Below are 23222 nucleotides of genomic sequence, written 5' to 3' on the forward strand. Positions count from 1 at the left end.
TGGACGAGAATAGGTGCTCTATTCTCGTCACTTCCCTTTTTGTGAAACTATAATATCTTTGTTTTTGAAATATCTCTATGTAACTTATATCAAAGTGTTATATCAATACGATAAGGTTATTTTAATTCATGAGATATTGTGACAGCATCTCCATTTTACATTAAATATATGTAGTAGGAAGAACCGTTATTTTTCTTCTCTCTCTTAGTCGTGTTAATATAGAGAGAAGGAAAAGACGGTTTTTTCTTTCTATATAAATCCATTTTGATTTTTCAATATATAAGTCACTGCTATGAAGAACAAAAGGTGACCTGCGCTCGTTTTCTCTTTTTGTTTTAACTTGGCATGGGGTGACCGCTTCTATGCATGGCTGGACGCTCTCTCCCTCCTAAAAAAAGGGGTTATGTCGGTTTTTCAATTTGGATTTATATATAAATCGTTTTAAATTTGTATGGGGAGGTTTCTAATTTGGAAAAAAAGGTCGTATTAGTCGATGGAAATAATATCGCGTATCGTGCTTTCTTTGCACTGCCGCTTTTAAATAACGACAAAGGTATACATACGAACGCAATTTATGGTTTTACGATGATGTTAATGAGAATATTAGAAGAAGAAAAACCAACACATATGCTTGTTGCGTTTGATGCGGGTAAAACAACATTTCGTCACAAAACATTTAGCGAATATAAAGGAGGTCGTCAAAAAACGCCACCTGAGCTATCAGAGCAATTCCCATTTATTCGTGAACTGTTAGATGCGTTTCACGTACCACGCTATGAGTTAGAGAACTATGAAGCAGATGACATTATGGGCACACTAGCGAAAGAAGCGAACGAACAAGGTGCTCACGTAAAAGTTATTTCTGGAGATAAAGATTTACTGCAGCTTGTTTCTGATACTACGCTTGTATGTATTCCGCGTAAAGGGATTACAGAAGTAGATGAATATACGAAAGAAGCGTTATTCGAAAAATATAGTTTATCACCAAAGCAAATTATTGATATGAAAGGTTTAATGGGAGATCAATCGGATAACATCCCAGGTGTACCGGGAGTTGGTGAGAAGACAGCAATCAAATTGTTAACGCAATTTGAAACAGTAGAAGCAGTATATGAGAACTTAGACAAGGTGAGTGGAAAAAAATTAAAAGAAAATCTAGAAATGAATAAAGAGCAAGCGTTTATGAGTAAAGAGCTTGCCACAATTATTACCGATGCACCAATTACAGTGCATGTAGATGATATCGAATACAAAGGATATGAAGCAAGTGACGTCATTCCAATGTTCGAGAATTTAGGATTTACTTCGCTATTAAATAAGCTCGGTGCGACTCCTGAAGAAACAGCTCCAGCTGAATTAGATGATATTTCATTTGATATTGCAGAAGAAGTGACAGAAGAAATGCTGCAGCAAGATAGTGCAATTATTGTGGAAGTACAAGAAGACAATTATCATAAAGCTGACATTCAAGGGTTCGGTATTCAAAATGAAAATGGCTGTTATTTCATTCCGAGCGATGTTGCGCTAAAATCTGAAGCTTTTAAGAAGTGGCTTGCAGATGATGAAATGAGAAAGTATACGTTTGATGCGAAACGTGCCATTGTTGCACTTAAGTGGAAAGGTATAGAGATTCAAGGGATTGACTTTGATTTACTAATTGCCGCTTATTTACTTGATCCAGCAGATACAGATAAAGATTTCCGTGCCGTAGCGAAAATGAAAGAAACGCATGCTGTTAAATCTGATGAAGAAGTGTATGGAAAAGGTGCAAAACGTGCGGTTCCTGCGCAAGATATAGTCGCGGAGCACGTAGCTCGAAAAGTACATGTATTATACGATGTGCAAAAAACATTTGTAGAAGAACTACAAAAAAATGAACAATATGAACTATTTACTGAGCTTGAAATGCCGCTTGCTCGTGTGTTAGCTGAAATGGAAGTGAAAGGTGTTACGGTTGATACAGAGCGCTTACGTAGTATGGGAGATGAGCTTGCTGGAAGGCTTAAGGAAATGGAACAAGAAATTTATGAGCTTGCAGGAACGGAATTTAATATTAATTCTCCAAAGCAGCTTGGCGTGATTCTATTTGAGAATTTAAACCTACCGGTTATTAAAAAGACGAAAACAGGATATTCTACGTCAGCTGATGTGCTGGACAAGTTAATGGAGCATCATGAAATTATTCCTAAAATTTTACACTATCGTCAATTAGGAAAATTAAATTCGACATATATTGAAGGATTATTAAAAGTTGTTCATGAAGATTCATCTAAAATTCATACTCGTTTTAATCAAGTGTTAACGCAAACGGGCCGATTAAGTTCTACAGACCCAAACTTGCAAAATATCCCGATCCGTTTAGAAGAAGGAAGAAAGATTCGTCAGGCGTTCATTCCTTCAAAAGAAGGCTGGGTTATGTATGCAGCCGACTATTCACAAATTGAACTGCGTGTCTTGGCGCATATTGCAAAAGACAAAGGGTTAGTAGAAGCGTTCCAGCATGATATGGATATTCATACGAAAACTGCAATGGACGTGTTTGGCGTTGGAAAAGATGAAGTAACATCGAATATGAGACGTCAAGCAAAAGCGGTTAACTTCGGAATTGTGTATGGTATTAGTGACTATGGGCTTTCACAAAACTTAGGAATCACACGAAAAGCAGCAGGGGAATTTATTGAAAAGTATTTCGCAAGCTTCCCTGGTGTAAAAGAATATATGGATGAGATTGTACAAGAAGCGAAGCAAAAAGGATACGTTTCTACATTATTAAATCGTCGCCGTTATATTCCGGAAATTACGAGTCGTAATTTTAATTTGCGTAGCTTTGCGGAGCGTACTGCGATGAATACACCAATTCAAGGTAGTGCGGCAGATATTATTAAAAAAGCGATGATTATTATGGCGGATCGCTTAGAAGAAGAAGGCTTACAAGCGCGTCTTCTTCTGCAAGTACACGATGAATTGATCTTTGAAGTGCCAAAAGAAGAAGTAGAAAAATTAGAAAAGCTTGTACCTGAAGTGATGGAGCATGCGATTGAACTTGCTGTTCCTCTAAAAGTTGATTATTCTTCTGGTCCAACTTGGTATGACGCAAAATAAGGAAGTGATTGAATGCCTGAACTACCAGAGGTTGAAAATGTTAGAAGGACACTTGAAAACCTTGTAACGGGAAAAACAATTCAAGATGTGATCGTAACATATCCAAAATTAGTAAAGCGACCAGATGACGCAGAGCTCTTTAAAGAAATGTTACGAGGTGAAAAGATTGAACGGATTGAGCGAAGAGGTAAGTTTTTACTTCTATATGTAACAAAGTATGTTATTGTTTCACATTTGCGTATGGAAGGGAAATATTTGCTTCATAAAGATGATGAGCCGGTAGATAAACATACGCATGTGCGTTTCCAGTTTACAGATGGTACAGAGTTACACTATAAAGATGTAAGAAAGTTCGGCACGATGCATCTCTTTAAAAGAGGTGAAGAATTTGACCAAATGCCACTTGCTGATTTAGGGCCTGAGCCATTTGACGCTGAACTGACAGTAGGGTATTTGCAAGAAAGATTGCAAAAGACAAACCGTAAAATAAAAGTTGTATTGCTCGATCAACGTCTTTTAGTCGGGCTTGGTAATATATATGTAGATGAAGTTTTATTCCGTTCCGGGATTCACCCGGAACGAGAAGCTTCATCTTTAACGAAAGCTGAAATAGAAAAGATTCATGCGGCGACCGTTGCAACATTAGCGGAGGCTGTTGAGCGCGGTGGAAGTACAATCAGAACGTATATCAATTCGCAAGGACAAATCGGCTCGTTCCAAGAGCTTCTAAATGTGTATGGAAGAAAAGGTGAACCATGCGTAACTTGTGGGAACGTGATTGAAAAGACAGTTGTTGGTGGACGAGGAACGCATTATTGTCCTATGTGCCAGCCAAAAAGCTAAGAAAGATATCGTTTTCTAATAACATCGGATAGGCATTTGTCATATACATACAGCAAAGCTATGTATAGGGAAGGAGCTTACCGATGTATCATTATTTCTCTCTTATTTTATTAGCTTTTACATTAAGTTTGGATAGCTGTAGTGTAGGGCTTACTTATGGTTTGCGGAGCGTACGGATTCCGTTAAAATCGATACTCATCATTGGAATGTGTTCAGCGGCTGTTATGCTTGTGTCGATGGGAATTGGACATATGATTGCTAAGGTGTTTTCTCCGGTGATTGCAACGCGCATTGGCGGAATCGTTTTAGTGGTTATTGGAGCGTGGGTGTTGTATCAGTTTTTTCGGAGTGATAAAAAAGACGAACCGCAGCAAGAAGAGAAAGTTTGGAAGTTAGAAATTGCTTCGCTTGGGTTAGTCATTCAAATTTTACGGAAACCGACTGTTGCCGATTTTGATAAATCAGGCACGATTTCTGGTGGGGAAGCCTTGCTTTTAGGTATCGCTCTTTCAGTAGACTCGTTTGGAGCAGGGATTGGTGCATCCTTACTAGGATATACACCCGCCATGATGGCAGTGTTAGTTGCCGTTATGAGTTCTCTGTTTTTATTTATCGGAATGAGGCTAGGAACGGTTTTATCGAATATGCGATGGTTACAAAAATTTACGTTCCTACCTGGGATTTTACTTATTATTATTGGAATTTGGAAAATGTAAGTGGGAGCGTGAAACATAAGTTTCACGCTTCTATTTGTGAGGAGGAAATAGAATGACAATTGTTATAGGTTTAACAGGAGGTATTGCAAGTGGAAAAAGTACTGTTTCACAAATGTTTCGTGAACTGCAAATACCTGTAATTGACGCGGATATTATTGCAAGAGAAGTTGTAGAACAAGGTAAAGAAGCATATAAAGAAATTGTAGAGGTATTCGGTGAAGATGTATTACAAGTAGATGGCAAACTAGATCGCCAAAAGCTTGGGAGTATTGTATTTCATAATGAAGAAAAACGATTGCAGTTAAACAAAATTGTTCATCCTGCTGTTCGGAAAGAAATGAATGTTCAGAAGGATATGTACATAAAAGAAGGAGTGCAAGCGGTTGTGTTAGATATTCCGCTTCTATTTGAGAGTAAGTTAACAGCACTTGTTGATCGGATTGTAGTTGTAGCTGTATCACCTAGTATGCAATTAGAACGTTTAATGAAGCGAAATGGCTTTACAGAAGAGGATGCGAAAGCACGTATTGATTCGCAAATGCCTTTAGCGGAGAAAGCAACATTAGCTAATAAAGTTATTTATAATGATGGCACAATTGCTGAGACAAAAGCGCAATTACAGCTCATTTTAAAAGAATGGAACATTATTAACTAAAAAATTGTGAAATTAGTGAAAATGCTTAGTGACATATCTTCTTTTTGTGTTATACTATTATTGGGATTGGAGATAAATAGTATAACGCATTCAAGGGGGATAACATATTATGACTCGTGTGGCAATTAATGGATTTGGACGTATTGGGAGAATGGTATTTCGTCAAGCGATAAAAGAAAGCGCATTCGAAATTGTAGCGATTAACGCAAGCTATCCACCAGAAACATTAGCACATTTAATCAAGTATGATACAGTTCATGGCAAGTTTGACGGAACAGTGGAAGCATTTGAAGATCATTTATTAGTGGATGGGAAAATGATTCGCCTTCTAAACAACCGCGATCCAAAAGAATTGCCTTGGAAAGAACTGGATGTTGAAATTGTAATTGAAGCAACTGGTAAATTTAATGCGAAAGAAAAAGCAATTCTTCACGTAGAAGCTGGGGCGAAAAAGGTTATTTTAACAGCACCTGGTAAAAATGAAGATGTAACAATTGTAGTTGGTGTAAACGAAGAACAATTAGATATTACAAACCATACTGTGATTTCAAATGCATCTTGTACAACAAACTGTTTAGCGCCTGTTGTTAAGGTGTTAGATGAGCAATTTGGAATTGAAAACGGTTTAATGACAACTGTTCATGCTTATACAAATGACCAAAAAAATATTGATAACCCACATAAAGATTTACGAAGAGCGCGTGCTTGTGGACAGTCTATTATTCCTACAACAACAGGCGCTGCGAAAGCTCTAGCGAAAGTTCTTCCACATTTAAACGGAAAACTTCATGGGATGGCACTTCGTGTTCCGACACCAAACGTGTCTCTTGTTGACTTAGTAGTAGATGTAAAACGTGATGTAACAGTTGAGGAAATTAATGAAGCGTTTAAAACTGTTGCAAACGGTCCATTGAAAGGGATTATTGAGTTCAGTGAGGAACCTTTAGTTTCGATTGACTTTAATACAAATACACACTCAGCTATCATTGATAGTTTATCTACAATGGTAATGGGCGAACGTAAAGTGAAAGTACTTGCTTGGTATGATAACGAGTGGGGTTACTCTCGCCGCGTTGTAGATCTTGTGAAGTTAGTTGGCGCTGAATTAACAAAACAAGAAAGTGTGCAACACATTTAATGATACAAGGAAGGCAAGCGATTGCTTGTCTTCTTTTTTATGCTTTTTTCTGAAAAGGAAAAAAATTATATGAGTATATTTTTATAAATGGTACATATAAAAAACATTGTGATTACTGCATTTGTGAATCAATTATTTTTTTTGGGGAAAAGTAAAGAAGAGAATATGACAAAAAATCGAAAAAACTGTTGTTGCAAAATGAAAATAAACAAAGTATACTAACACTCGTAAACTTAAGAGCTGAGGTACGTAGTTACTACTTAAAGGGTTAGGACCTCTCTGGACTAACTTTCCCCCGTGGTAGTAGAGCAAGCCAAATTGCAAATTAGTTTTCAATTCGAACAGTTAGATTAAATTTTTATGAGGGGGAACTGTAGAATGGATACTATGGACACGATGGGTCGTCACGTAATCGCTGAACTTTGGGATTGCGATTTCGACAAGCTTAATGATATGCCGTTTATTGAACAATTATTTGTGGATGCAGCACTAAGAGCTGGTGCTGAAGTACGTGAGGTTGCTTTTCATAAATTTGCGCCACAGGGTGTAAGTGGAGTTGTAATCATTTCGGAGTCACATTTAACAATTCATAGCTTTCCAGAGCACGGCTATGCAAGTATTGATGTTTATACTTGCGGGGATCGTATTGATCCAAATGTTGCTGCAGAGTATATTGCAGAAGGTTTAAATGCGAAAACGCGAGAGAGCATCGAGCTTCCTCGAGGCACAGGTAGCTTCGAAATTAAGCATAGAGAAACAAAAGCTCTTTAAAAAAGAACATAATTGATTTAAAATGTAAAGAGGTGTATAATGCACCTCTTTTTAGTTTATATAAATTTGAAATTGTAAAATGGTAGACTGTTTTTGACGAATGCTTGCTATAAAGTAAATTTTTAAAAAGTAATGTATTATTGAACGTGAATAGTAGGATAAGGTAGTGAGCAAATACAAATAGGTTATATAATATTGTATATATATTTTCACATGTAGATGAAGTAAAAAGAATGAAGATTAAATTGCAAGGGAGTGAATGAGTTGCGTTGTCCAGCCTGTTTTCATAATGGTACAAGAGTATTGGATTCACGTCCGGTAGATGAGGGACGCTCCATTCGAAGAAGAAGAGAGTGTGAAAGTTGTTTAAATCGATTTACGACATTTGAACGAGTAGAAGAACCACCTCTTATTGTTGTAAAAAAAGAGGGAACACGAGAAGAGTTTAATAAAGAAAAGATTTTGCGTGGATTAATTAAAGCGTGTGAAAAAAGACCTGTATCGTTAAAACAATTAGAAGAAGTAACACAAAATGTGGAGCGTGAACTTCGTAATTTAGGAATATCAGAAGTGAAAAGTGATATGATCGGTGAAATCGTAATGGAAGCACTTCGAGATATTGATGATGTTGCTTATGTACGATTTGCCTCCGTATATCGTCAATTTAAAGATTTAAATGTATTTATTGAAGAATTAAAAGATATACTGCAAAAAGAACGAGAATAAAGTGAAACTTTGAGCCCGCAAATAGTGGTGAAAAAGAGCTAGAAGCGAAAGCTATTAGCTCTTTTTCACTAAGGAATTATATACGTAGAATGGAAGAAAGGAATTGCAAGGATGGAAAAACAGTCATGGATGGAGCTATTGCCAATTGATCGTTATAAAGTAAGTGCGAAAGGGTTGCTGCATAGTTACGATCGGAAGGTATTAACGATGTTATATCAACCATTAGTGGGTAGTAAGGCTTTTAGCTTATACATGACGCTGTGGGGAGAGCTAGAACAGGATCGTGTATTTGGAAAAGAGAATACACACCACTCTCTTATGGTGACAATGCAAATGCAGCTTCCTGAAGTATATGAAGAACGGATGAAATTAGAAGCAATTGGGCTTTTAAACGTATATATAAAAAAAGAAAAAGATATTCGAATGTTTATATACGAATTGCAGCCGCCGTTATCACCAAAACAATTTTTTGATGATATTGTCCTGAGCATCTTTTTGTATAATCGATTAAGCCGTGCGAAATATAATCAAGTTAAACAATATTTTTTAGAAGAAGAGTTTGATTTTGCTTCTTATGAAAATGTTACACATTCCTTTAATGATGTATTTGGGTCTTTTAATCCAGGGCAATTTGAACATGCGCAAGAGGAACTTCGAATTCCAAGTAGCGCAGTTATGCCGGGCAATGAAAAAGGAACTGCCCCACAACTTTGGAACGATTTCTTTGATTTTTCTTTATTTGTAGAAGGGTTATCGACTCTTGTGCCGCGAAAAGCGATTACGGACCAAGTGCGTGAATGTGTTGTTACACTCTCTTACGTGTATGGTGTGGATGTGCTGTCGATGCAAAATATTGTGCTTGGTGCAATGACAGAATTGCAAACGATTGATATGGAAAGGCTTCGGAAAGGAGCGCGTGATTGGTATCAATTTGAAAATGGTCAAGCGCTTCCAGTGTTAAGTGAACGAGTACAGCCTCATGCTGCACGTACGATGAAAGAGAAAGAGCCGTCTACGCAAGAAGAGATGCTCATTAAACAGCTAGAAGAAATTTCTCCAAAACAATTGTTAAAAGAAATTTCAGGCGGGGCAGAAGCAACGAAAGCAGATTTGCAAATTGTAGAAGAAGTAATGATGAATCAAAAACTAACGCCAGGTGTGGTCAATGTACTTATTTATTATGTGATGCTGCGTTCGGATATGAAGCTTGCCAAAACATATGTTGAGAAAATTGCGGGGCACTGGGCACGAAAAAAAGTAGGTACGGTATCAGAAGCGATGGCATTGGCGAAAGAAGAGAATCGTCAATATCAAGAATGGGCTGAAACGAAGAAAAAGGGTCATACTTCGAAGAAAACAGTGCGGAAAGAAATGGTGCCCGATTGGTTGAAAGAACAATCCGAGGAACAACCAGAAGAACAGCCTAAGGAACTTACGAATGTGGCGAAAAAATCGAGCAAGTTAGAAGAAGAACGAAAGAGATTGGAAGAAGAGTTGAAAAAATATAAGCGTGATTAATAGAAGAGAATGAACGCTCTTTGAGGTGAGAGAATGGAGCATATTCAAAATTCATTTGCAAAGTTGATGCAAAATGAGAATTTTAAAAATAGATACGAAGTGTTAAAGGCGGAAGTGATGGCACATCCGCGTGTGAAAGAGTTTATTGAAGAACATAAAGGTGAAGTGACGACTTCCATGATAGAGCGAAGTCTTGTGAAACTGTATGAATACATTGGGCAAAGTGTTGGATGTGCAGATTGTCCGAACTTAGAATCATGTAAAAATATGATTCAAGGATATGAGCCGAAACTGATTATTCAAGGTAAGATGATTGATATTCAATATGATCGCTGCGTAAGAAAAGTGGCTTATGATGAGCGGAAGAAATATGAAAAATTAGTTCAAAGTGTCTATATGCCAAGTGATATTTTACAGGCTTCTATGGAAAATTTAGATCCATCAGATTTAGAACCGCGAATTGAGGCGATTCGTGCAGCAAATGAATTTTTAAATGCATACGAACCTGGAAAAAAAGTACAAGCGTTATATTTCTACGGTAAATTTGGTGTAGGGAAAACGTATCTCTTAGGAGCGATTGCGAATGAATTAGCCTTAAAAAAAATAAGTTCAATGATCGTATACTTACCAGAATTTTTACGAGAAATTAAAAGTTCACTGCAAAATAATACGATAGGTGAAAAAATTGATGCGGTGAAGCGTGTACAAGTATTAATGTTAGATGATATTGGGGCGGAAGCAATGTCAAGCTTTGTGCGTGATGATGTGCTTGGTGCTATACTGCAGTTCCGAATGCTTGAAAACTTACCGACGTTCTTTACGTCTAATTTTGACTTTAAACAGCTAGAACATCATTTAACCTACACACAGCGTGGAGAAGCAGAAGAAATGAAAGCGGCGCGTATTATGGAGCGTATTAAGTATTTGGCGAAGCCAGTTCCAATTGGTGGGAAAAATCGTCGTCATACGTAAAGAGTGAGCATACTGCTTGCTCTTTTTTTATGTTTCTTCAGTATATGTTTGAAATTTCATACGAGCTTGTATCATTTTTTTTCTAGTCCCTTAATATATATAAAATTAGCAAGGATTGTAGAGTGAAGCGGAAGCAGGTATTGCTACTTAGCGCCTAGCTTTCGTGAACTGGACTCTTATGGGGGCTTGAGAGAAAGTAACTCCGTAGAGCGGGATAAAAGGGGGGACAGGAGTGATTGAAATCTGCTTCGAAGAAAAAAATGATGCTGCGCACGTATATCAACAACTGATAAAGAGAACGGAAAAGCTATATAAAGAAACAAGTGTTTATTTATATGAACAAAAGGTAACGATTCATATACCAATATGCGAATCGAATTATATTGAGAAAGTTTTAACACCAGTACTTCTTTATTTTATTGTTAATATAAAACAAAACGAATGGCTTCGTACTATTTTAAAAGAGAAATTTTTTTATGAAGAACAAGAAGAGTGCCATCAAATTTTACATATGGCACATGCTATCTTAAATGGAAAGCGAAAAGGGATTGCCCGTGATCTAACACGTAATAAGATTGAAGTCCGTATTATGTCTTCTTTAAAAGGATGGCTCTGTGACCCACTTTCTTTTTCTTTTTCATCTTATATTCGTTTTCGCCTCCGCGCATATAGGGAGATGGTACACCGACTTGCGGAAGTGGCGATCGATGAATATAAAATGGAGCAAGAATATCAAGTGTTTGTAGAAATGCTAAGGCAACAAGTGAGCAGCCGAAAATCACGTTTACCATGTCTACATCTTGTATTTGATGAAAGTTTTATTTTTTATGATGAAAAAGGAATACGTTTAAAACAAGAAAAATTGGTTCAATATATAGAAGAGGATTTACTAAATAAGCAGGGCGTATATATTGACACGAAGGTAATTGCACCGCTTCTTTCTATTGCGCCGAGAATGATTTATTTGTACACGAAAGAGCAAGATCACAATATGATTGTTACCCTTCAAAATGTATTTCAAGAACGAGTTCAGTTATGTGCACTGCATGAATTTGAACACAACGTGAAAAATTTAAAAAATAAAGGGAACACCCTTGATTTTCTAAGTTTTTGAGCATATAATTACCTACATAAATGAAATATATTGAAATGTTACGATGAGGACATGAGTGATTTACTACGATTTTCAGAGAGGGAAGCCTTAGGGTGTGAGCTTCCTAGTACGGGTTTATTACTTACCACCTCTAAACTTTAGCAGTGAACACTTTTTCTAGTAATTGCTAACGGCCAACACCGTTATGTTGAACTTGAGCAATTGACAGTTTAGTTAATTGGAACAAGGGTGGAACCACGAATTCAACACTCGTCCCTTTTTACGGGATGAGTGTTTTTTATTTTGAGAAAAAAAGGAGTGACCAGTGATGGCAGATGTAGTTAAAATTATTTTCCCTGATGGAGCTGTGAAGGAGTTTCCAAAAGGAACAACAACTGAAGAAATCGCAGCTTCTATTAGCCCAGGCTTAAAGAAAAAAGCTGTGGCTGGAAAATTAAATGATGAGATGATCGATCTTCGTACACCAATTGAAGAAGATGGTGCAGTTTCAATCATTACATTAGATTCTGAAGATGGCTTATACATTTTACGCCACTCAACAGCCCATCTTTTAGCACAAGCGTTAAAACGTTTATATAAAGATGTAAAACTTGGTATTGGTCCAGTAATCGAAAATGGTTTCTACTACGATATCGATATGGAAGAAGCAATTACAGTTGAGGACTTCCCAAAAATCGAAAAAGAGATGCAAAAAATTGTGAACGAGAATTTAGAAATCGTTCGTCATGAAGTGCCACGTGCGGAAGCACTTCGCCGTTATGAAGAAATTGGCGATGAGCTAAAATTAGAATTAATTAACGATCTTCCAGAAGATGCGATTATTTCAATTTATGAACAAGGCGAATTCTACGACCTTTGCCGTGGGGTTCACCTTCCATCTACAGGGAAAATTAAAATGTTTAAATTGTTAAGTGTTGCAGGTGCTTACTGGCGTGGCGATAGCAATAATAAAATGCTACAGCGTATTTACGGTACTGCATTCGTGAAGAAAGCAGAATTAGATGAGCATTTACGTATGCTTGAAGAAGCGAAAGAGCGTGACCACCGTAAATTAGGTAAAGAGTTGAAATTATTTACAAATAGCCAAAAAGTAGGACAAGGTTTACCGCTTTGGTTACCAAAAGGTGCAACAATCCGTCGTATTATTGAGCGTTACATTGTTGATAAAGAAGCGAGCTTAGGATATGACCACGTATATACTCCAGTATTAGGAAGCAGAGAGCTTTATGAAACTTCTGGTCACTGGAATCACTACCGAGATGGCATGTTCCCATCAATGGAAATGGATAATGAGGAATTAGTACTTCGTCCAATGAACTGCCCTCACCATATGATGGTGTATAAAAACGATATCCACAGCTATCGTGAATTACCAATTCGTATTGCAGAGCTTGGAACAATGCACCGCTATGAAATGTCGGGTGCACTATCTGGATTACAACGTGTACGTGGAATGACTTTAAATGATGCGCACATTTTCGTTCGTCCAGATCAAATTAAAGAAGAATTAAAACGCGTTGTAAACTTAACTTTAGAAGTATATAAAGACTTCGGTTTAGAAAATTATTCATTCCGCTTATCTTATCGTGATCCAGAAGATACTAAAAAGTATTATGCTGACGATGAAATGTGGGAAAAAGCACAATCTATGTTAAAAGAAGCTATGGATGAAATGGGTCTTGAGTACTATGAAGCTGAAGGTGAAGCTGCATTCTACGGTCCAAAACTTGACGTTCAAGTTCGTACTGCACTTGGAAAAGACGAAACACTTTCAACTGTACAATTAGACTTCTTACTTCCGGAGCGCTTTGAATTAACTTACGTTGGGGAAGATGGTAAACCTCATCGTCCAGTTGTTATTCACCGCGGTGTTGTATCAACTATGGAACGTTTCGTTGCTTTCTTAATCGAAGAGTACAAAGGTGCATTCCCAACATGGTTAGCGCCAGTTCAAGTACAAGTAATCCCAGTTTCTCCGCAAGTACATTTAGACTACGCGAAGAAAGTACAGGAAGACTTGCAACGTGCTGGTATCCGTGTGGAAGTGGATACTCGTGAAGAGAAAATCGGTTATAAAATCCGTGAAGCACAAATGCAAAAAATTCCGTATATGCTTGTAGTAGGTGACAATGAAGTTGCTGAAAACGGCGTAAACGTACGTAAATACGGTGAACAAAAATCAGAAACAATCGCATTAGATGCGTTTGTTGATATGATTAAAGTTGAAGGAAAACGCTAAGGAAAAGGCGCGGCATGCCGCGCCTTTGTTTTATGGGTAAGGGGAACAAAAATTAGAAATAATAACCAAACAAGACTTATCATAAAAAAGTATTGCATGTATTCGTGTTGTTTGTTACAATATTTCTTGTTGTTAGTAAAACGCGTCTTCTTGACAGACTTTATATCCTATGGTAAACTCATCAAGGATAATAGAATATTGTTTTGTAGAACAAGTAGAAGCACCCGCTTCTCACCTGATTGACGCATACGCAGTTAGCAGGTAAATGTCTTTCTTACTTAAGATTGTACAAGTGTGGGTGTCCGTATGCCCACACTTTTTTGTTTGGGTTCTATGACTACAAACGTATTCTAAGAAAACCTTGGAGGTGGCTTACTATTAGCAAGGATATGATGATTAACGAGCAAATTCGTGCACGTGAAGTACGTTTAGTTGGTGCGAATGGTGATCAACTTGGCATCAAGTCTCGTAATGACGCTTTAGACTTAGCTGCAAATCTTAATCTTGATTTAGTATTGGTTGCTCCAAATGCGAAACCGCCAGTATGCCGCATTATGGACTACGGTAAATTCCGCTTTGAGCAACAAAAGAAAGAAAAAGAACAGCGCAAAAATCAAAAAGTAATTAGCATGAAAGAAGTTCGTTTAAGTCCAACAATTGATGAACACGACTTTAACACAAAACTTCGTAATGCTATCAAGTTTTTAGAGAAAGGCGACAAGGTTAAAGCGTCAATTCGCTTTAAAGGACGTGCCATTACTCATAAAGAAATCGGTCAACGTGTTTTAGATCGCTTCTCAGAAGCTTGTGCTGAAGTTAGTACAATCGAATCTAAGCCTAAAATGGAAGGACGTAGTATGTTCTTAGTTTTAGCACCGAAAAACGATAAGTAATAGATAGAGGAGGAAATACCTATGCCTAAACAAAAAACTCATCGCGGCGCTGCAAAGCGTTTCAAAAAGACTGGATCTGGTAAACTTAAGCGTTCACACGCTTACACAAGCCATTTATTCGCTAACAAATCTACGAAAGCTAAACGTAAACTACGTAAAGCTGGCGTAGTAAGCGCTGGTGACTTCAAACGCATTCGTCAAATGCTTGACAACTTAAAATAAGTTCGGCTGATATATAGAACAAATAGGAGGTAATATTATGCCAAGAGTAAAAGGTGGTACAGTTACTCGTCAACGTCGTAAAAAAGTTATAAAATTAGCAAAAGGTTACTACGGTTCTAAAAATACATTATTTAAGGTTGCTAACCAACAGGTTATGAAATCTTTACTATATGCATTCCGTGACCGTCGTCAAAAGAAACGTGACTTCCGTAAATTATGGATCACTCGTATCAACGCAGCTGCTCGTATTAACGGTCTTTCTTACAGCCGTTTAATGCACGGTTTAAAAGTTGCTGGTATCGAAGTTAACCGCAAGATGCTTGCTGACTTAGCTGTTCATGACGAAAAAGCTTTCGCTGAATTAGCAACAGTTGCAAAAAACAACTTAAACTAATTGTTCAAAAACCTTAGAAGAATTTTCTTCTGAGGTTTTTTTTATTGTTTGGAGCTACTTTTATAATTAATATAATTGTTCAATAATTTGTGATATATTTCGCAAATTATTGTCATAATTCAACTGCCTCTCGTTTCTTCTATTATATTAAGATGAACTTGTAAGAACTTTTTGTATCTATAACTAGGAGGCGTTTACATGAAAGCAGCAGTTGTAAATGAGTTCAAAGAGAAGTTAGAAGTGAAAGAAGTTCCAAAACCAAAAGCTGAACTTGGTGAAGTTCTTGTACATATTGAAGCATGCGGCGTTTGCCATACAGATTTACATGCGGCGCACGGTGATTGGCCGGTAAAACCGAAACTCCCATTAATTCCAGGACATGAAGGTGTTGGAGTTATTGAAGAAGTAGGGGAAGGTGTTACTCACGTGAAAGTTGGTGACCGGGTTGGAGTACCATGGCTATATTCAGCGTGTGGTCATTGTGAATATTGTTTATCTGGCCGTGAAACGCTTTGCTTAGATCAACATAATGCAGGTTACTCAGTTGATGGTGGTTATGCAGAGTATTGCGTTGCGGCAGCTGATTATGTTGTGAAAGTACCGGATAACTTAGAGTTCGTTGATGCAGCACCGCTATTTTGTGCCGGTGTTACAACATATAAAGCATTAAAAGTATCAGAAGCAAAACCTGGTGATTGGGTTGCGATTTTTGGTATCGGTGGCCTTGGGCATTTAGCCGTTCAATATGCAAAAGCAATGGGGTTACATGTTGTTGCTGTTGATACCGTAGATGATAAATTAGAGCTTGCCAAAGAACTTGGTGCAGATTTAGCTGTGAATCCACTTAAAGAAGATGCGGCAGCGTGGATATTCGAGAAAGTAAAAGGTGTGCATGCATCTATTTGCACAGCTGTATCAAAGCCGGCATTTGATCAAGCGTATCGTTCTGTTAGACGAGGTGGCGCGTGTGTGGCAGTAGGGTTACCACCAGAAATGATGGAAGTACCAATCTTTGATACCGTCTTAAATGGCGTGAAAATTATTGGCTCTATCGTAGGGACAAGAAAAGACTTACAAGAAACATTGCAATTTGCCGCAGAAGGAAAAGTAAAAGCAATTATAGAAACACGTCATCTTGATGAAATTAATGAGATTTTTAGTGAAATGGAAGAAGGAAAGATTAATGGACGTGTTGTACTTGATATGACAAAATAAGTATAAAAGCTATAACAATATAGAAGAATATGTAGTAAAAAAGTCGGAGGTTTCCTCTGGCTTTTTTACTGTCGTTTAAAGGCATCTTTCCTAGTAGAAACGACACTGCTATAATGGAAAGATGATATGGAAGTTTCATCATATGTAGATGATGTCTGAAACGTATTGATGATTTAGGGACAAGCTATTTTATAAGGGGCTAGGAAGCTAACTAGATAATAAAGGGTAGGATTTTTAAAGCTTACAATAAATATGAGATGAAACAACATTGTTTTTATGCGATGTTGGAGGAGGAATAGAATGGATTTACTACAGCTATTTAAATTACAAAAAGAGTTAGATGATCGTATTGTGAAAGAACATGATTTACAACCGAAGAAATTATTAAAAGAAAAAATGCTAGCACTCCTTGTTGAAATTGGAGAACTTGCAAATGAAACACGTTGTTTTAAATATTGGAGCAAAAAACCAGCAGCTGAACGTGAAGTTATACTTGAAGAATATGTAGATGGCCTGCACTTTATTTTATCGATTGGAATTGACCTGGGAATTGATAAAAACTTCCTATTTTATAAATGTGCTCAAACGAACAAAACACAAGTTGAAATTTTCTTAGACACGTATGCGAAAGTAATTCGTTTTACGGACCAACCGTCTATTACAAATTATATTGAACTATTTACAAGCTACCTTCGTTTAGGACAAGCTCTTGAGTTTGGTCAAGAAGAAATTGAAAAAGCATATTTAGATAAAAACGAAGTCAATCATCAGCGTCAAACACAAGGGTATTGATTTGTTTTTTGAATATTTCAATTTACTTTTGTATAATGAAGTGAATGAAGAAAAAGGAGGGTGTTGGCAATGACAAAATTAGATTCGACATTGACAATGCTAAAAGAATTAACAGATGCACGCGGGATTGCAGGTAATGAGCGCGAACCACGTGAAGTTATGAAAAAATATATCGAACCATTTGCAGATGAACTTTCTACAGATAATTTAGGAAGTTTAGTTGCGAAAAAAGTTGGGGAAGAAAATGGTCCGAAAATTATGGTAGCTGGCCACTTAGATGAAGTTGGCTTTATGATTACTCAAATTGATGACAAAGGTTTCCTTCGTTTTCAAACAGTTGGTGGCTGGTGGTCACAAGTTATGCTTGCGCAGCGCGTAACAATTGTAACACGTAAAGGTGATGTAACAGGTGTAATTGGTTCAAAACCACCACACATTTTACCAGCAGAAGCTCGTAAAAAACCGGTTGAAATTAAGGACATGTTCATTGATATCGGTGCTTCTAGCAAAGAAGAAGCAATGGAATGGGGCGTACGACCAGGGGATCAAGTTGTACCATACTTTGAATTCCAAGTGATGAAAAATGAAAAGATGCTACTTGCAAAAGCATGGGATAATCGCATTGGCTGTGCTATTGCAATTGACGTGTTAAAACAATTAAAAGATGAAAAGCATCCAAACGTTGTATACGGCGTTGGAACTGTTCAAGAAGAAGTAGGTCTTCGCGGTGCGAAAACATCTGCACATTATATTAAACCGGATATCGCATTTGCTGTAGATGTTGGTATTGCCGGCGACACACCAGGAGTAACAGAAAAAGAAGCGCAAAGTAAAATGGGAGATGGACCACAAATCATTTTATATGATGCATCAGTCATTGGACATACTGGGCTTCGCAATTTCGTAGTTGATGTGGCGGATGAATTAGATATCCCTTATCAATATGATTCTGTAGCTGGTGGCGGGACTGACGCAGGTGCAATTCATATTTCTGTCAATGGTATTCCATCTATGGCGATTACGATTGCAACTCGTTATATTCACTCTCATGCAGCAATGTTACATCGTGATGATTATGAGAATGCAGTGAAGTTAATTGTAGAAGTTATCAAACGTCTTGATAAAGAGGCTGTACATAATATCACATTTAATTAATAAGAAAAAGCGAAGGGGGTTCCTTCGCTTTTTTTATGTTTTTACCATGCAGTTATTCTTGTTCTTGTATCATTTTCATCAGTAATAAATTGTATATTTTCAAATCCGAAGACTTCTGCGTTCTTATAAAGTAATTCGAGTTTTTCTTTATCTTTGCAGTAAATGACAGTGTAGTAGCTGTCCACTACGAAAAGAACAAGTTCACACTCACTTTCAACGAATTCTTCATAAGTTTCAATTTCTGAAACTTTGCCTTTCGGATATGCTTGTAAATCAGCGAAAATAATATAATAGACATTGTTTTCTAATAGCTTTTTAAGATCAGCACCTTCCATTATTTTATTATCTGTTTCAAAAAGGTCTTTATCTATATCTAACTCATCATTAACTACTAAATAAGACTCTACGGGGGTAACTCTCCAACTGAAAGTAGAAATGTCTATTGGTTTTAATGCATCCCCAAGACAAGAGTCATATTTATCAGTATTAGGTAGTTGAAAACTTATTCCTCTCTTCATAAAATAATACTCCCTCTGATGATTTTGTAAATATTACTAAATACTATATGAAAGATCTTTAATGCGTTATAAATATATCTTGTTAAAAAGGTCTCTCTAGTCCAGCAGCAGTATGCGCTCCTAAAATAATCAACCTTGTAAGCTGCATCGCCATAAAGTGCGGCGTATAAATCATCCCTCTTTTTAACCACGACATAATCATACCGATATGCGCACCTGTTACATAGCTAATGAGAATATCACGAGGAACCATAAGTTCGTCATCATCTGGCTGTGAAATAGAAAGACTTAATGTTAAATGTGTTTGAATGGTTTTCATCATTTTATAAGAATAGTTTCCAGCTGCTTTGTCTCCGAGCATTACGTTATAAAAGGTTGCATTCTCAGCGATGTGTTCAAATAAGGCTAGAAAAATTGGATTAGGTGAATCGAATGTAAGCTGAAAATCTTCTTTTGTTTGCTTTTTTGGCTTAATCACTTCTGATAAAGATGCTAACATTTCCTCTATACTCTTATCCAATAAATCGTATTTATCATGATAATGGCTATAAAAGGTAGCGCGATTGACAGGAGCACGTTCAGCGATATGTTGCACTGTGACATTTTCAAATCCTTTTTCGCCTACTAAAGCGACAAAAGCATCCTGTATTAATTGTCTCGTTCGTTTCACACGCGGATCGTTTGTATTTTTAATAGACATTTTATTTCTCCTTGCTGAATTTTAATCACTTAAACAACAAATAGATAGCAAAGTGTTGGATAACCAACACATATGCTCGCATTGTCGGTTGTAGATTCAAAATAATTATTTATAATTATAAACGATATTCCTTTAGAAAACAGCACCGCGAGCATGCAGGTAAAGATTGTGTTGCATAGCAAAGGGTGTGATTTTTTTGTTTAATGGTTAATATAATTAACCATTAAACAGTATAAACAAAAGGGGTAGAAATAGTTTAGAAAAAAATTATATGCGATATAAGGAGAGGAAAGCAATGAATCAGTTTCGAAGAATGGTGATTATTAATATTATCACATTAATTGTATTAGTTGGCGGCGGTATTGGCGGTTATTACTACTATAATCAAGCTGAAAACTATTTAAAAACAGATAATGCGAAAATCGATGGGAAAGTGATCCCAATCGCATCACCAGTAGCAGGGAAATTAGCAGAATGGAAAGCCGAAGTAGGTAAGAGCTACAATGAAAACGATAAATTAGGTGCTGTTACTGTATCAGGACAAAATGGTGAGCAAACAATCGACGTAACAATTCCTAAAAATGCAACAGTTGTTCAATCCAATGCAACAACAAATGCGTTTGTCGGAGCAGGTAGTCCAATTGCATATGCATACGATATGAACGATTTATGGGTAACAGCAAACATTGAAGAAACAGACATTGATAGTGTACAAAAAGGTCAAGAAGTAGACGTATATGTAGATGCATATCCTGATACAACGTTAACAGGAAAAGTAGAACAAGTTGGATTAACAACAGCAAATACGTTCTCTATGTTACCATCAAGCAATGCAACAGCAAATTATACGAAAGTAACACAAGTTGTACCAGTTAAAGTTTCTTTAGATCATAGCAAATCAGTAAATATTGTTCCTGGAATGAATGTGACAGTTCGTATTCATAAGTAAGGGGGGAAGATAAAATGTCCTCAGGTTTAATTGTAGGATATGCATTATTTTGTATCATCGTCTTCTTCCTTGTAAATCGTCTTTTAAGAAAGAAAAAAACGAACGCGGGAGAAGAACAAGTCCCAGCCGTAAGTAAGATAGAAACAACGCAATCAGAACAACCAGAACCAGAACCTTCCAATGTAGTAGAATTAGAAACGACAAAAAAAGAAGTAGTAGAACAAGAAATACAGAAAATGACAAAAGAAGTACCGAAAAAGCAATTGCCGGTAGAGAATGTCAATGTAAAAGCAGTTGTAGCGGTATTAATTCTCGGTATGTTCGTTTCCATTTTAAACCAAACAATCATTAATGTTGCATTGCCTCCATTAATGAATGAGTTCAATGTATCAACTTCAACAGCGCAATGGTTAATTACAGGATTTATGCTCGTGAACGGGATTTTAGTACCAATTAGCGCCTTCTTAGTTTCTCGGTTTACGTATCGAAAATTGTTTGTAGCAGCTATGTTATTCTTTACAGTCGGCTCTATGATTTGTGCGTTATCTGGAAACTTCACAATGATGATGACAGGGCGTGTAATTCAAGCGGTAGGCGCTGGTATTTTAATGCCAGTTGGTATGAATATTTTCATGACTTTGTTCCCGCCGCATAAGCGCGGAGCTGCAATGGGATTACTTGGGGTAGCGATGATTTTAGCGCCGGCTATCGGACCAACTGTAACAGGATGGGTGATTGAAAATTATAGCTGGAACTTAATGTTCTATGCGATGTTTGCCATTGGTTTAATCATCATATTATTATCTTTAAGATTCTTTACACTAGCTCAGCCAGTTTCTAAAACAAAGTTAGATATGTTTGGTGTTATTAGTTCAAGTATTGGACTTGGTAGCTTACTGTATGGATTTAGTGAAGCTGGAAACAACAGCTGGAGCAGTGCCGAAGTTGTTATTTCACTTATTATTGGTGTAATTGGTTTAGCAGTGTTCATTTGGAGAGAGATGACGACGGATAACAAAATGCTGGATTTACAAGTGTTTAAATATCCAACGTTTACTTTTACATTATTAATTAACGCGATTGTAACAATGGCATTATTCGGAGGTATGTTATTACTTCCTGTATACCTGCAAAACATTCGTGGCTTTACGCCAATTGAATCAGGTCTCCTGCTTCTTCCAGGATCATTAATTATGGGGATTATGGGACCGATCGCAGGGAAACTATTTGATAAGTATGGCATTCGTCCATTAGCAGTAGTTGGATTAGCGATTACGACATATGCAACGTATGAGTTTACGCAGCTAACGATGGATACACCATATAGCGTCATTATGACGGATTATATTATACGTTCATTTGGTATGTCATTCATTATGATGCCAATTATGACAGCAGGTATGAACGCACTGCCGATGAAATTAATTTCTCACGGTACAGCAACACAAAATACATCTAGACAAGTAGCAGGTTCAATTGGTACAGCAATCTTAATTACAATTATGACGCAGCAAACAACAGCTCACGTAGCGGATTACGGAAATATGCTAACAAAAACAAACCCAATTTTAGTGGATAAAGTACACGGAATGGGACAAAGTTTAGCAGCGGTTGCCGGATCAGCACAAGCTGGGGATGCGATGAGCTCACAACTATTATTCGGACAAATTTCGAAGCTGTCTGCGATTAATGGTATTAATGATGCTTTCTTAATTGCAACAATATTAGCGGGTATTGCCTGGGTATTATCATTATTCTTGCCATCAGGTAATAAGCCGAACCGAAAAGCAGGGAATTAATTTCTCTGCTTTTTCTGTGTTCTTATATTTTAAAAAACTACATCGGCAGAGACATCAATTGATAGAAGATAGCTCCCAGTACTCCTGCCGAACAAATGATAATCCCCATATTGCGAATGCTCTTAATTTGATTACGTATCCCGCTTATACTTGCCAATAAGCCAGCTAAAGCGAAAAGAATCCAGTACAGGACAGTTGGAATTGGTAAGATCTTATCGCTATCAATCCCCATTCCCCAGAAAATAAAAGGCATAGCGACGAATGAGAAACAAATAATCCCCATTGTAATAACAAGTAGCTTTCGATACCTGACTCCTGCTATAACTAAATAAATTCCACCAACTATTCCACATGATACAAGTACGGGCATAAAGAAAACCCACAGAAAGCTTAACATTTGCATATTATAAATTCCACCTAATTTGTAAGTTATATTTTACAATAAAAGGTTTATTTAATAAAAGAAAGAAGAAGTATTGATAATGATATGAAGTAACATAGCTGGAATGATAGATTTTGTTTATATAACAATGCGGCAAATAGTCCAGTAATAAATGCACTCGCCATCACACCAACTGAATATGTATGAGCGATGCCAAATAATAGACTGGATAAAAGCGCAGCTGGCCAAAATGTAAACTCCTCTTCAAAGAAACGTAAAAGCAATCCCCTGCATACAAGTTCTTCATAAATAGGTTCAATGATCTAACTGTGTACGTATTTGCAAAGTTATACTCCTTTTTCATTTAATAGATTAAAGTTTCAATTTATCACGTTATTTGTAGGCAGTA

22 protein-coding genes, 1 pseudogene and 2 other annotated features are annotated in these 23222 nt (G+C 37.0%); of the genes and pseudogenes, 19 read left to right on the forward strand and 4 right to left on the reverse strand.

All coding sequences use genetic code 11. From position 1 onward, the window contains the following. Positions 1-468 precede the first annotated feature (468 nt). The 17 genes from polA (at position 469) to BPMYX0001_RS19970 (ending at position 18465) form a co-directional block, all read left to right on the forward strand. Entirely contained in the window at positions 469-3102 is a 2634-nt protein-coding gene (gene polA, locus BPMYX0001_RS19890) for a DNA polymerase I (protein ID WP_006096180.1), read from the forward strand. A 12-nt stretch (positions 3103-3114) separates the two neighbouring features. Next, a complete protein-coding gene (gene mutM, locus BPMYX0001_RS19895; protein ID WP_006096181.1) occupies positions 3115-3945 on the forward strand; it encodes a DNA-formamidopyrimidine glycosylase in 831 nt (276 codons plus the stop codon). Between the two features lie 83 nt (positions 3946-4028). Then, on the forward strand, positions 4029-4661 hold the full coding sequence (gene ytaF, locus BPMYX0001_RS19900; protein WP_033799147.1) for a sporulation membrane protein YtaF: 633 nt from the start codon (positions 4029-4031) through the stop codon (positions 4659-4661). Between the two features lie 52 nt (positions 4662-4713). Next, complete coding sequence (gene coaE, locus BPMYX0001_RS19905; RefSeq protein WP_006096183.1) at positions 4714-5316, forward strand: dephospho-CoA kinase; 603 nt, start codon at positions 4714-4716, stop codon at positions 5314-5316. 109 nt (positions 5317-5425) lie between these two features. Beyond that, positions 5426-6454: a glyceraldehyde-3-phosphate dehydrogenase gene (locus BPMYX0001_RS19910; protein ID WP_018764454.1), complete on the forward strand. Its 1029-nt coding sequence runs from the start codon at positions 5426-5428 to the stop codon at positions 6452-6454. A 387-nt stretch (positions 6455-6841) separates the two neighbouring features. Then, positions 6842-7225 (forward strand): adenosylmethionine decarboxylase, encoded by a 384-nt coding sequence (gene speD, locus BPMYX0001_RS19915; RefSeq protein WP_006096185.1) that lies wholly within the window; start codon positions 6842-6844, stop codon positions 7223-7225. A 264-nt stretch (positions 7226-7489) separates the two neighbouring features. Further along, a complete protein-coding gene (gene nrdR / locus BPMYX0001_RS19920; RefSeq protein ID WP_016116577.1) occupies positions 7490-7951 on the forward strand; it encodes a transcriptional regulator NrdR in 462 nt (153 codons plus the stop codon). Between the two features lie 111 nt (positions 7952-8062). Beyond that, positions 8063-9469: a replication initiation and membrane attachment family protein gene (locus BPMYX0001_RS19925; protein ID WP_006096186.1), complete on the forward strand. Its 1407-nt coding sequence runs from the start codon at positions 8063-8065 to the stop codon at positions 9467-9469. Positions 9470-9502: 33 nt separating this feature from the next. After that, positions 9503-10441 (forward strand): primosomal protein DnaI, encoded by a 939-nt coding sequence (gene dnaI, locus BPMYX0001_RS19930; RefSeq protein ID WP_006096187.1) that lies wholly within the window; start codon positions 9503-9505, stop codon positions 10439-10441. 232 nt (positions 10442-10673) lie between these two features. Then, positions 10674-11555 carry a putative sporulation protein YtxC gene (gene ytxC / locus BPMYX0001_RS19935; RefSeq protein ID WP_006096188.1) on the forward strand — a complete coding sequence of 294 codons (882 nt, stop codon included), beginning with the start codon at positions 10674-10676 and terminating at the stop codon, positions 11553-11555. Positions 11556-11586: 31 nt separating this feature from the next. Continuing rightward, positions 11587-11815: a binding site (T-box leader), on the forward strand. Positions 11816-11862: 47 nt separating this feature from the next. After that, a complete protein-coding gene (gene thrS, locus BPMYX0001_RS19940) occupies positions 11863-13794 on the forward strand; it encodes a threonine--tRNA ligase (protein WP_006096189.1) in 1932 nt (643 codons plus the stop codon). Positions 13795-14000: 206 nt separating this feature from the next. Then, positions 14001-14122: a sequence feature (ribosomal protein L20 leader region), on the forward strand. 61 nt (positions 14123-14183) lie between these two features. Next, on the forward strand, positions 14184-14687 hold the full coding sequence (gene infC, locus BPMYX0001_RS19945) for a translation initiation factor IF-3 (RefSeq protein ID WP_000973214.1): 504 nt from the start codon (positions 14184-14186) through the stop codon (positions 14685-14687). Positions 14688-14708: 21 nt separating this feature from the next. After that, entirely contained in the window at positions 14709-14909 is a 201-nt protein-coding gene (gene rpmI, locus BPMYX0001_RS19950) for a 50S ribosomal protein L35 (RefSeq protein WP_001125945.1), read from the forward strand. Positions 14910-14946: 37 nt separating this feature from the next. Then, positions 14947-15303 carry a 50S ribosomal protein L20 gene (rplT, locus tag BPMYX0001_RS19955; protein ID WP_003201011.1) on the forward strand — a complete coding sequence of 119 codons (357 nt, stop codon included), beginning with the start codon at positions 14947-14949 and terminating at the stop codon, positions 15301-15303. A gap of 198 nt (positions 15304-15501) precedes the next feature. Further along, complete coding sequence (adhP, locus tag BPMYX0001_RS19960; protein ID WP_003201014.1) at positions 15502-16518, forward strand: alcohol dehydrogenase AdhP; 1017 nt, start codon at positions 15502-15504, stop codon at positions 16516-16518. A 300-nt stretch (positions 16519-16818) separates the two neighbouring features. After that, positions 16819-17310, forward strand: coding sequence for a dUTP diphosphatase (locus BPMYX0001_RS19965; protein ID WP_003200923.1), 492 nt, complete (start codon positions 16819-16821; stop codon positions 17308-17310). 69 nt (positions 17311-17379) lie between these two features. Continuing rightward, entirely contained in the window at positions 17380-18465 is a 1086-nt protein-coding gene (locus BPMYX0001_RS19970) for a M42 family metallopeptidase (RefSeq protein ID WP_016116571.1), read from the forward strand. 41 nt (positions 18466-18506) lie between these two features. Here BPMYX0001_RS19970 and BPMYX0001_RS19975 read toward each other — a convergent pair whose 3' ends face one another. Beyond that, positions 18507-18983 carry a DUF2691 family protein gene (locus BPMYX0001_RS19975; protein ID WP_006096190.1) on the reverse strand — a complete coding sequence of 159 codons (477 nt, stop codon included), beginning with the start codon at positions 18981-18983 and terminating at the stop codon, positions 18507-18509. An 82-nt stretch (positions 18984-19065) separates the two neighbouring features. Then, a complete protein-coding gene (locus BPMYX0001_RS19980; protein WP_006096191.1) occupies positions 19066-19683 on the reverse strand; it encodes a TetR/AcrR family transcriptional regulator in 618 nt (205 codons plus the stop codon). A 295-nt stretch (positions 19684-19978) separates the two neighbouring features. Between BPMYX0001_RS19980 and BPMYX0001_RS19985 the strand changes: the two genes are divergently transcribed. Then, positions 19979-20632 carry an HlyD family secretion protein gene (locus BPMYX0001_RS19985; protein ID WP_018764448.1) on the forward strand — a complete coding sequence of 218 codons (654 nt, stop codon included), beginning with the start codon at positions 19979-19981 and terminating at the stop codon, positions 20630-20632. 14 nt (positions 20633-20646) lie between these two features. After that, positions 20647-22431 (forward strand): DHA2 family efflux MFS transporter permease subunit, encoded by a 1785-nt coding sequence (locus tag BPMYX0001_RS19990; protein WP_006096193.1) that lies wholly within the window; start codon positions 20647-20649, stop codon positions 22429-22431. A gap of 37 nt (positions 22432-22468) precedes the next feature. On the opposite strand, the gene BPMYX0001_RS19995 is transcribed toward BPMYX0001_RS19990, so the two are convergent. Together BPMYX0001_RS19995 and BPMYX0001_RS31225 are read right to left on the reverse strand one after the other, a co-directional pair. Next, a complete protein-coding gene (locus tag BPMYX0001_RS19995) occupies positions 22469-22834 on the reverse strand; it encodes a hypothetical protein (protein WP_033799148.1) in 366 nt (121 codons plus the stop codon). Positions 22835-22885: 51 nt separating this feature from the next. Next, positions 22886-23136 (reverse strand): annotated as a pseudogene (locus tag BPMYX0001_RS31225) (CPBP family intramembrane glutamic endopeptidase); the annotation flags it as partial. Positions 23137-23222: the final 86 nt, after the last annotated feature.

It is taken from the genome of Bacillus pseudomycoides DSM 12442 (assembly GCF_000161455.1).
GTDB lineage: Bacteria > Bacillota > Bacilli > Bacillales > Bacillaceae_G > Bacillus_A > Bacillus_A pseudomycoides.

What these genes read in the sequence shown, in the direction of transcription:
- mutM (WP_006096181.1), top strand. Translation starts at nt 3,115, where the DNA reads ATGCCTGAACTACCAGAGGTTGAAAATGTTAGAAGGACACTTGAAAAC.
- ytaF (WP_033799147.1), top strand. Translation starts at nt 4,029, where the DNA reads ATGTATCATTATTTCTCTCTTATTTTATTAGCTTTTACATTAAGTTTG.
- coaE (WP_006096183.1), top strand. Translation starts at nt 4,714, where the DNA reads ATGACAATTGTTATAGGTTTAACAGGAGGTATTGCAAGTGGAAAAAGT.
- BPMYX0001_RS19910 (WP_018764454.1), top strand. Translation starts at nt 5,426, where the DNA reads ATGACTCGTGTGGCAATTAATGGATTTGGACGTATTGGGAGAATGGTA.
- speD (WP_006096185.1), top strand. Translation starts at nt 6,842, where the DNA reads ATGGACACGATGGGTCGTCACGTAATCGCTGAACTTTGGGATTGCGAT.
- BPMYX0001_RS19925 (WP_006096186.1), top strand. Translation starts at nt 8,063, where the DNA reads ATGGAAAAACAGTCATGGATGGAGCTATTGCCAATTGATCGTTATAAA.
- dnaI (WP_006096187.1), top strand. Translation starts at nt 9,503, where the DNA reads ATGGAGCATATTCAAAATTCATTTGCAAAGTTGATGCAAAATGAGAAT.
- thrS (WP_006096189.1), top strand. Translation starts at nt 11,863, where the DNA reads ATGGCAGATGTAGTTAAAATTATTTTCCCTGATGGAGCTGTGAAGGAG.
- infC (WP_000973214.1), top strand. Translation starts at nt 14,184, where the DNA reads ATGATGATTAACGAGCAAATTCGTGCACGTGAAGTACGTTTAGTTGGT.
- rpmI (WP_001125945.1), top strand. Translation starts at nt 14,709, where the DNA reads ATGCCTAAACAAAAAACTCATCGCGGCGCTGCAAAGCGTTTCAAAAAG.
- rplT (WP_003201011.1), top strand. Translation starts at nt 14,947, where the DNA reads ATGCCAAGAGTAAAAGGTGGTACAGTTACTCGTCAACGTCGTAAAAAA.
- adhP (WP_003201014.1), top strand. Translation starts at nt 15,502, where the DNA reads ATGAAAGCAGCAGTTGTAAATGAGTTCAAAGAGAAGTTAGAAGTGAAA.
- BPMYX0001_RS19965 (WP_003200923.1), top strand. Translation starts at nt 16,819, where the DNA reads ATGGATTTACTACAGCTATTTAAATTACAAAAAGAGTTAGATGATCGT.
- BPMYX0001_RS19970 (WP_016116571.1), top strand. Translation starts at nt 17,380, where the DNA reads ATGACAAAATTAGATTCGACATTGACAATGCTAAAAGAATTAACAGAT.
- BPMYX0001_RS19975 (WP_006096190.1), bottom strand. Translation starts at nt 18,983, where the DNA reads ATGAAGAGAGGAATAAGTTTTCAACTACCTAATACTGATAAATATGAC.
- BPMYX0001_RS19980 (WP_006096191.1), bottom strand. Translation starts at nt 19,683, where the DNA reads ATGTCTATTAAAAATACAAACGATCCGCGTGTGAAACGAACGAGACAA.
- BPMYX0001_RS19985 (WP_018764448.1), top strand. Translation starts at nt 19,979, where the DNA reads ATGAATCAGTTTCGAAGAATGGTGATTATTAATATTATCACATTAATT.
- BPMYX0001_RS19990 (WP_006096193.1), top strand. Translation starts at nt 20,647, where the DNA reads ATGTCCTCAGGTTTAATTGTAGGATATGCATTATTTTGTATCATCGTC.
- BPMYX0001_RS19995 (WP_033799148.1), bottom strand. Translation starts at nt 22,834, where the DNA reads ATGCAAATGTTAAGCTTTCTGTGGGTTTTCTTTATGCCCGTACTTGTA.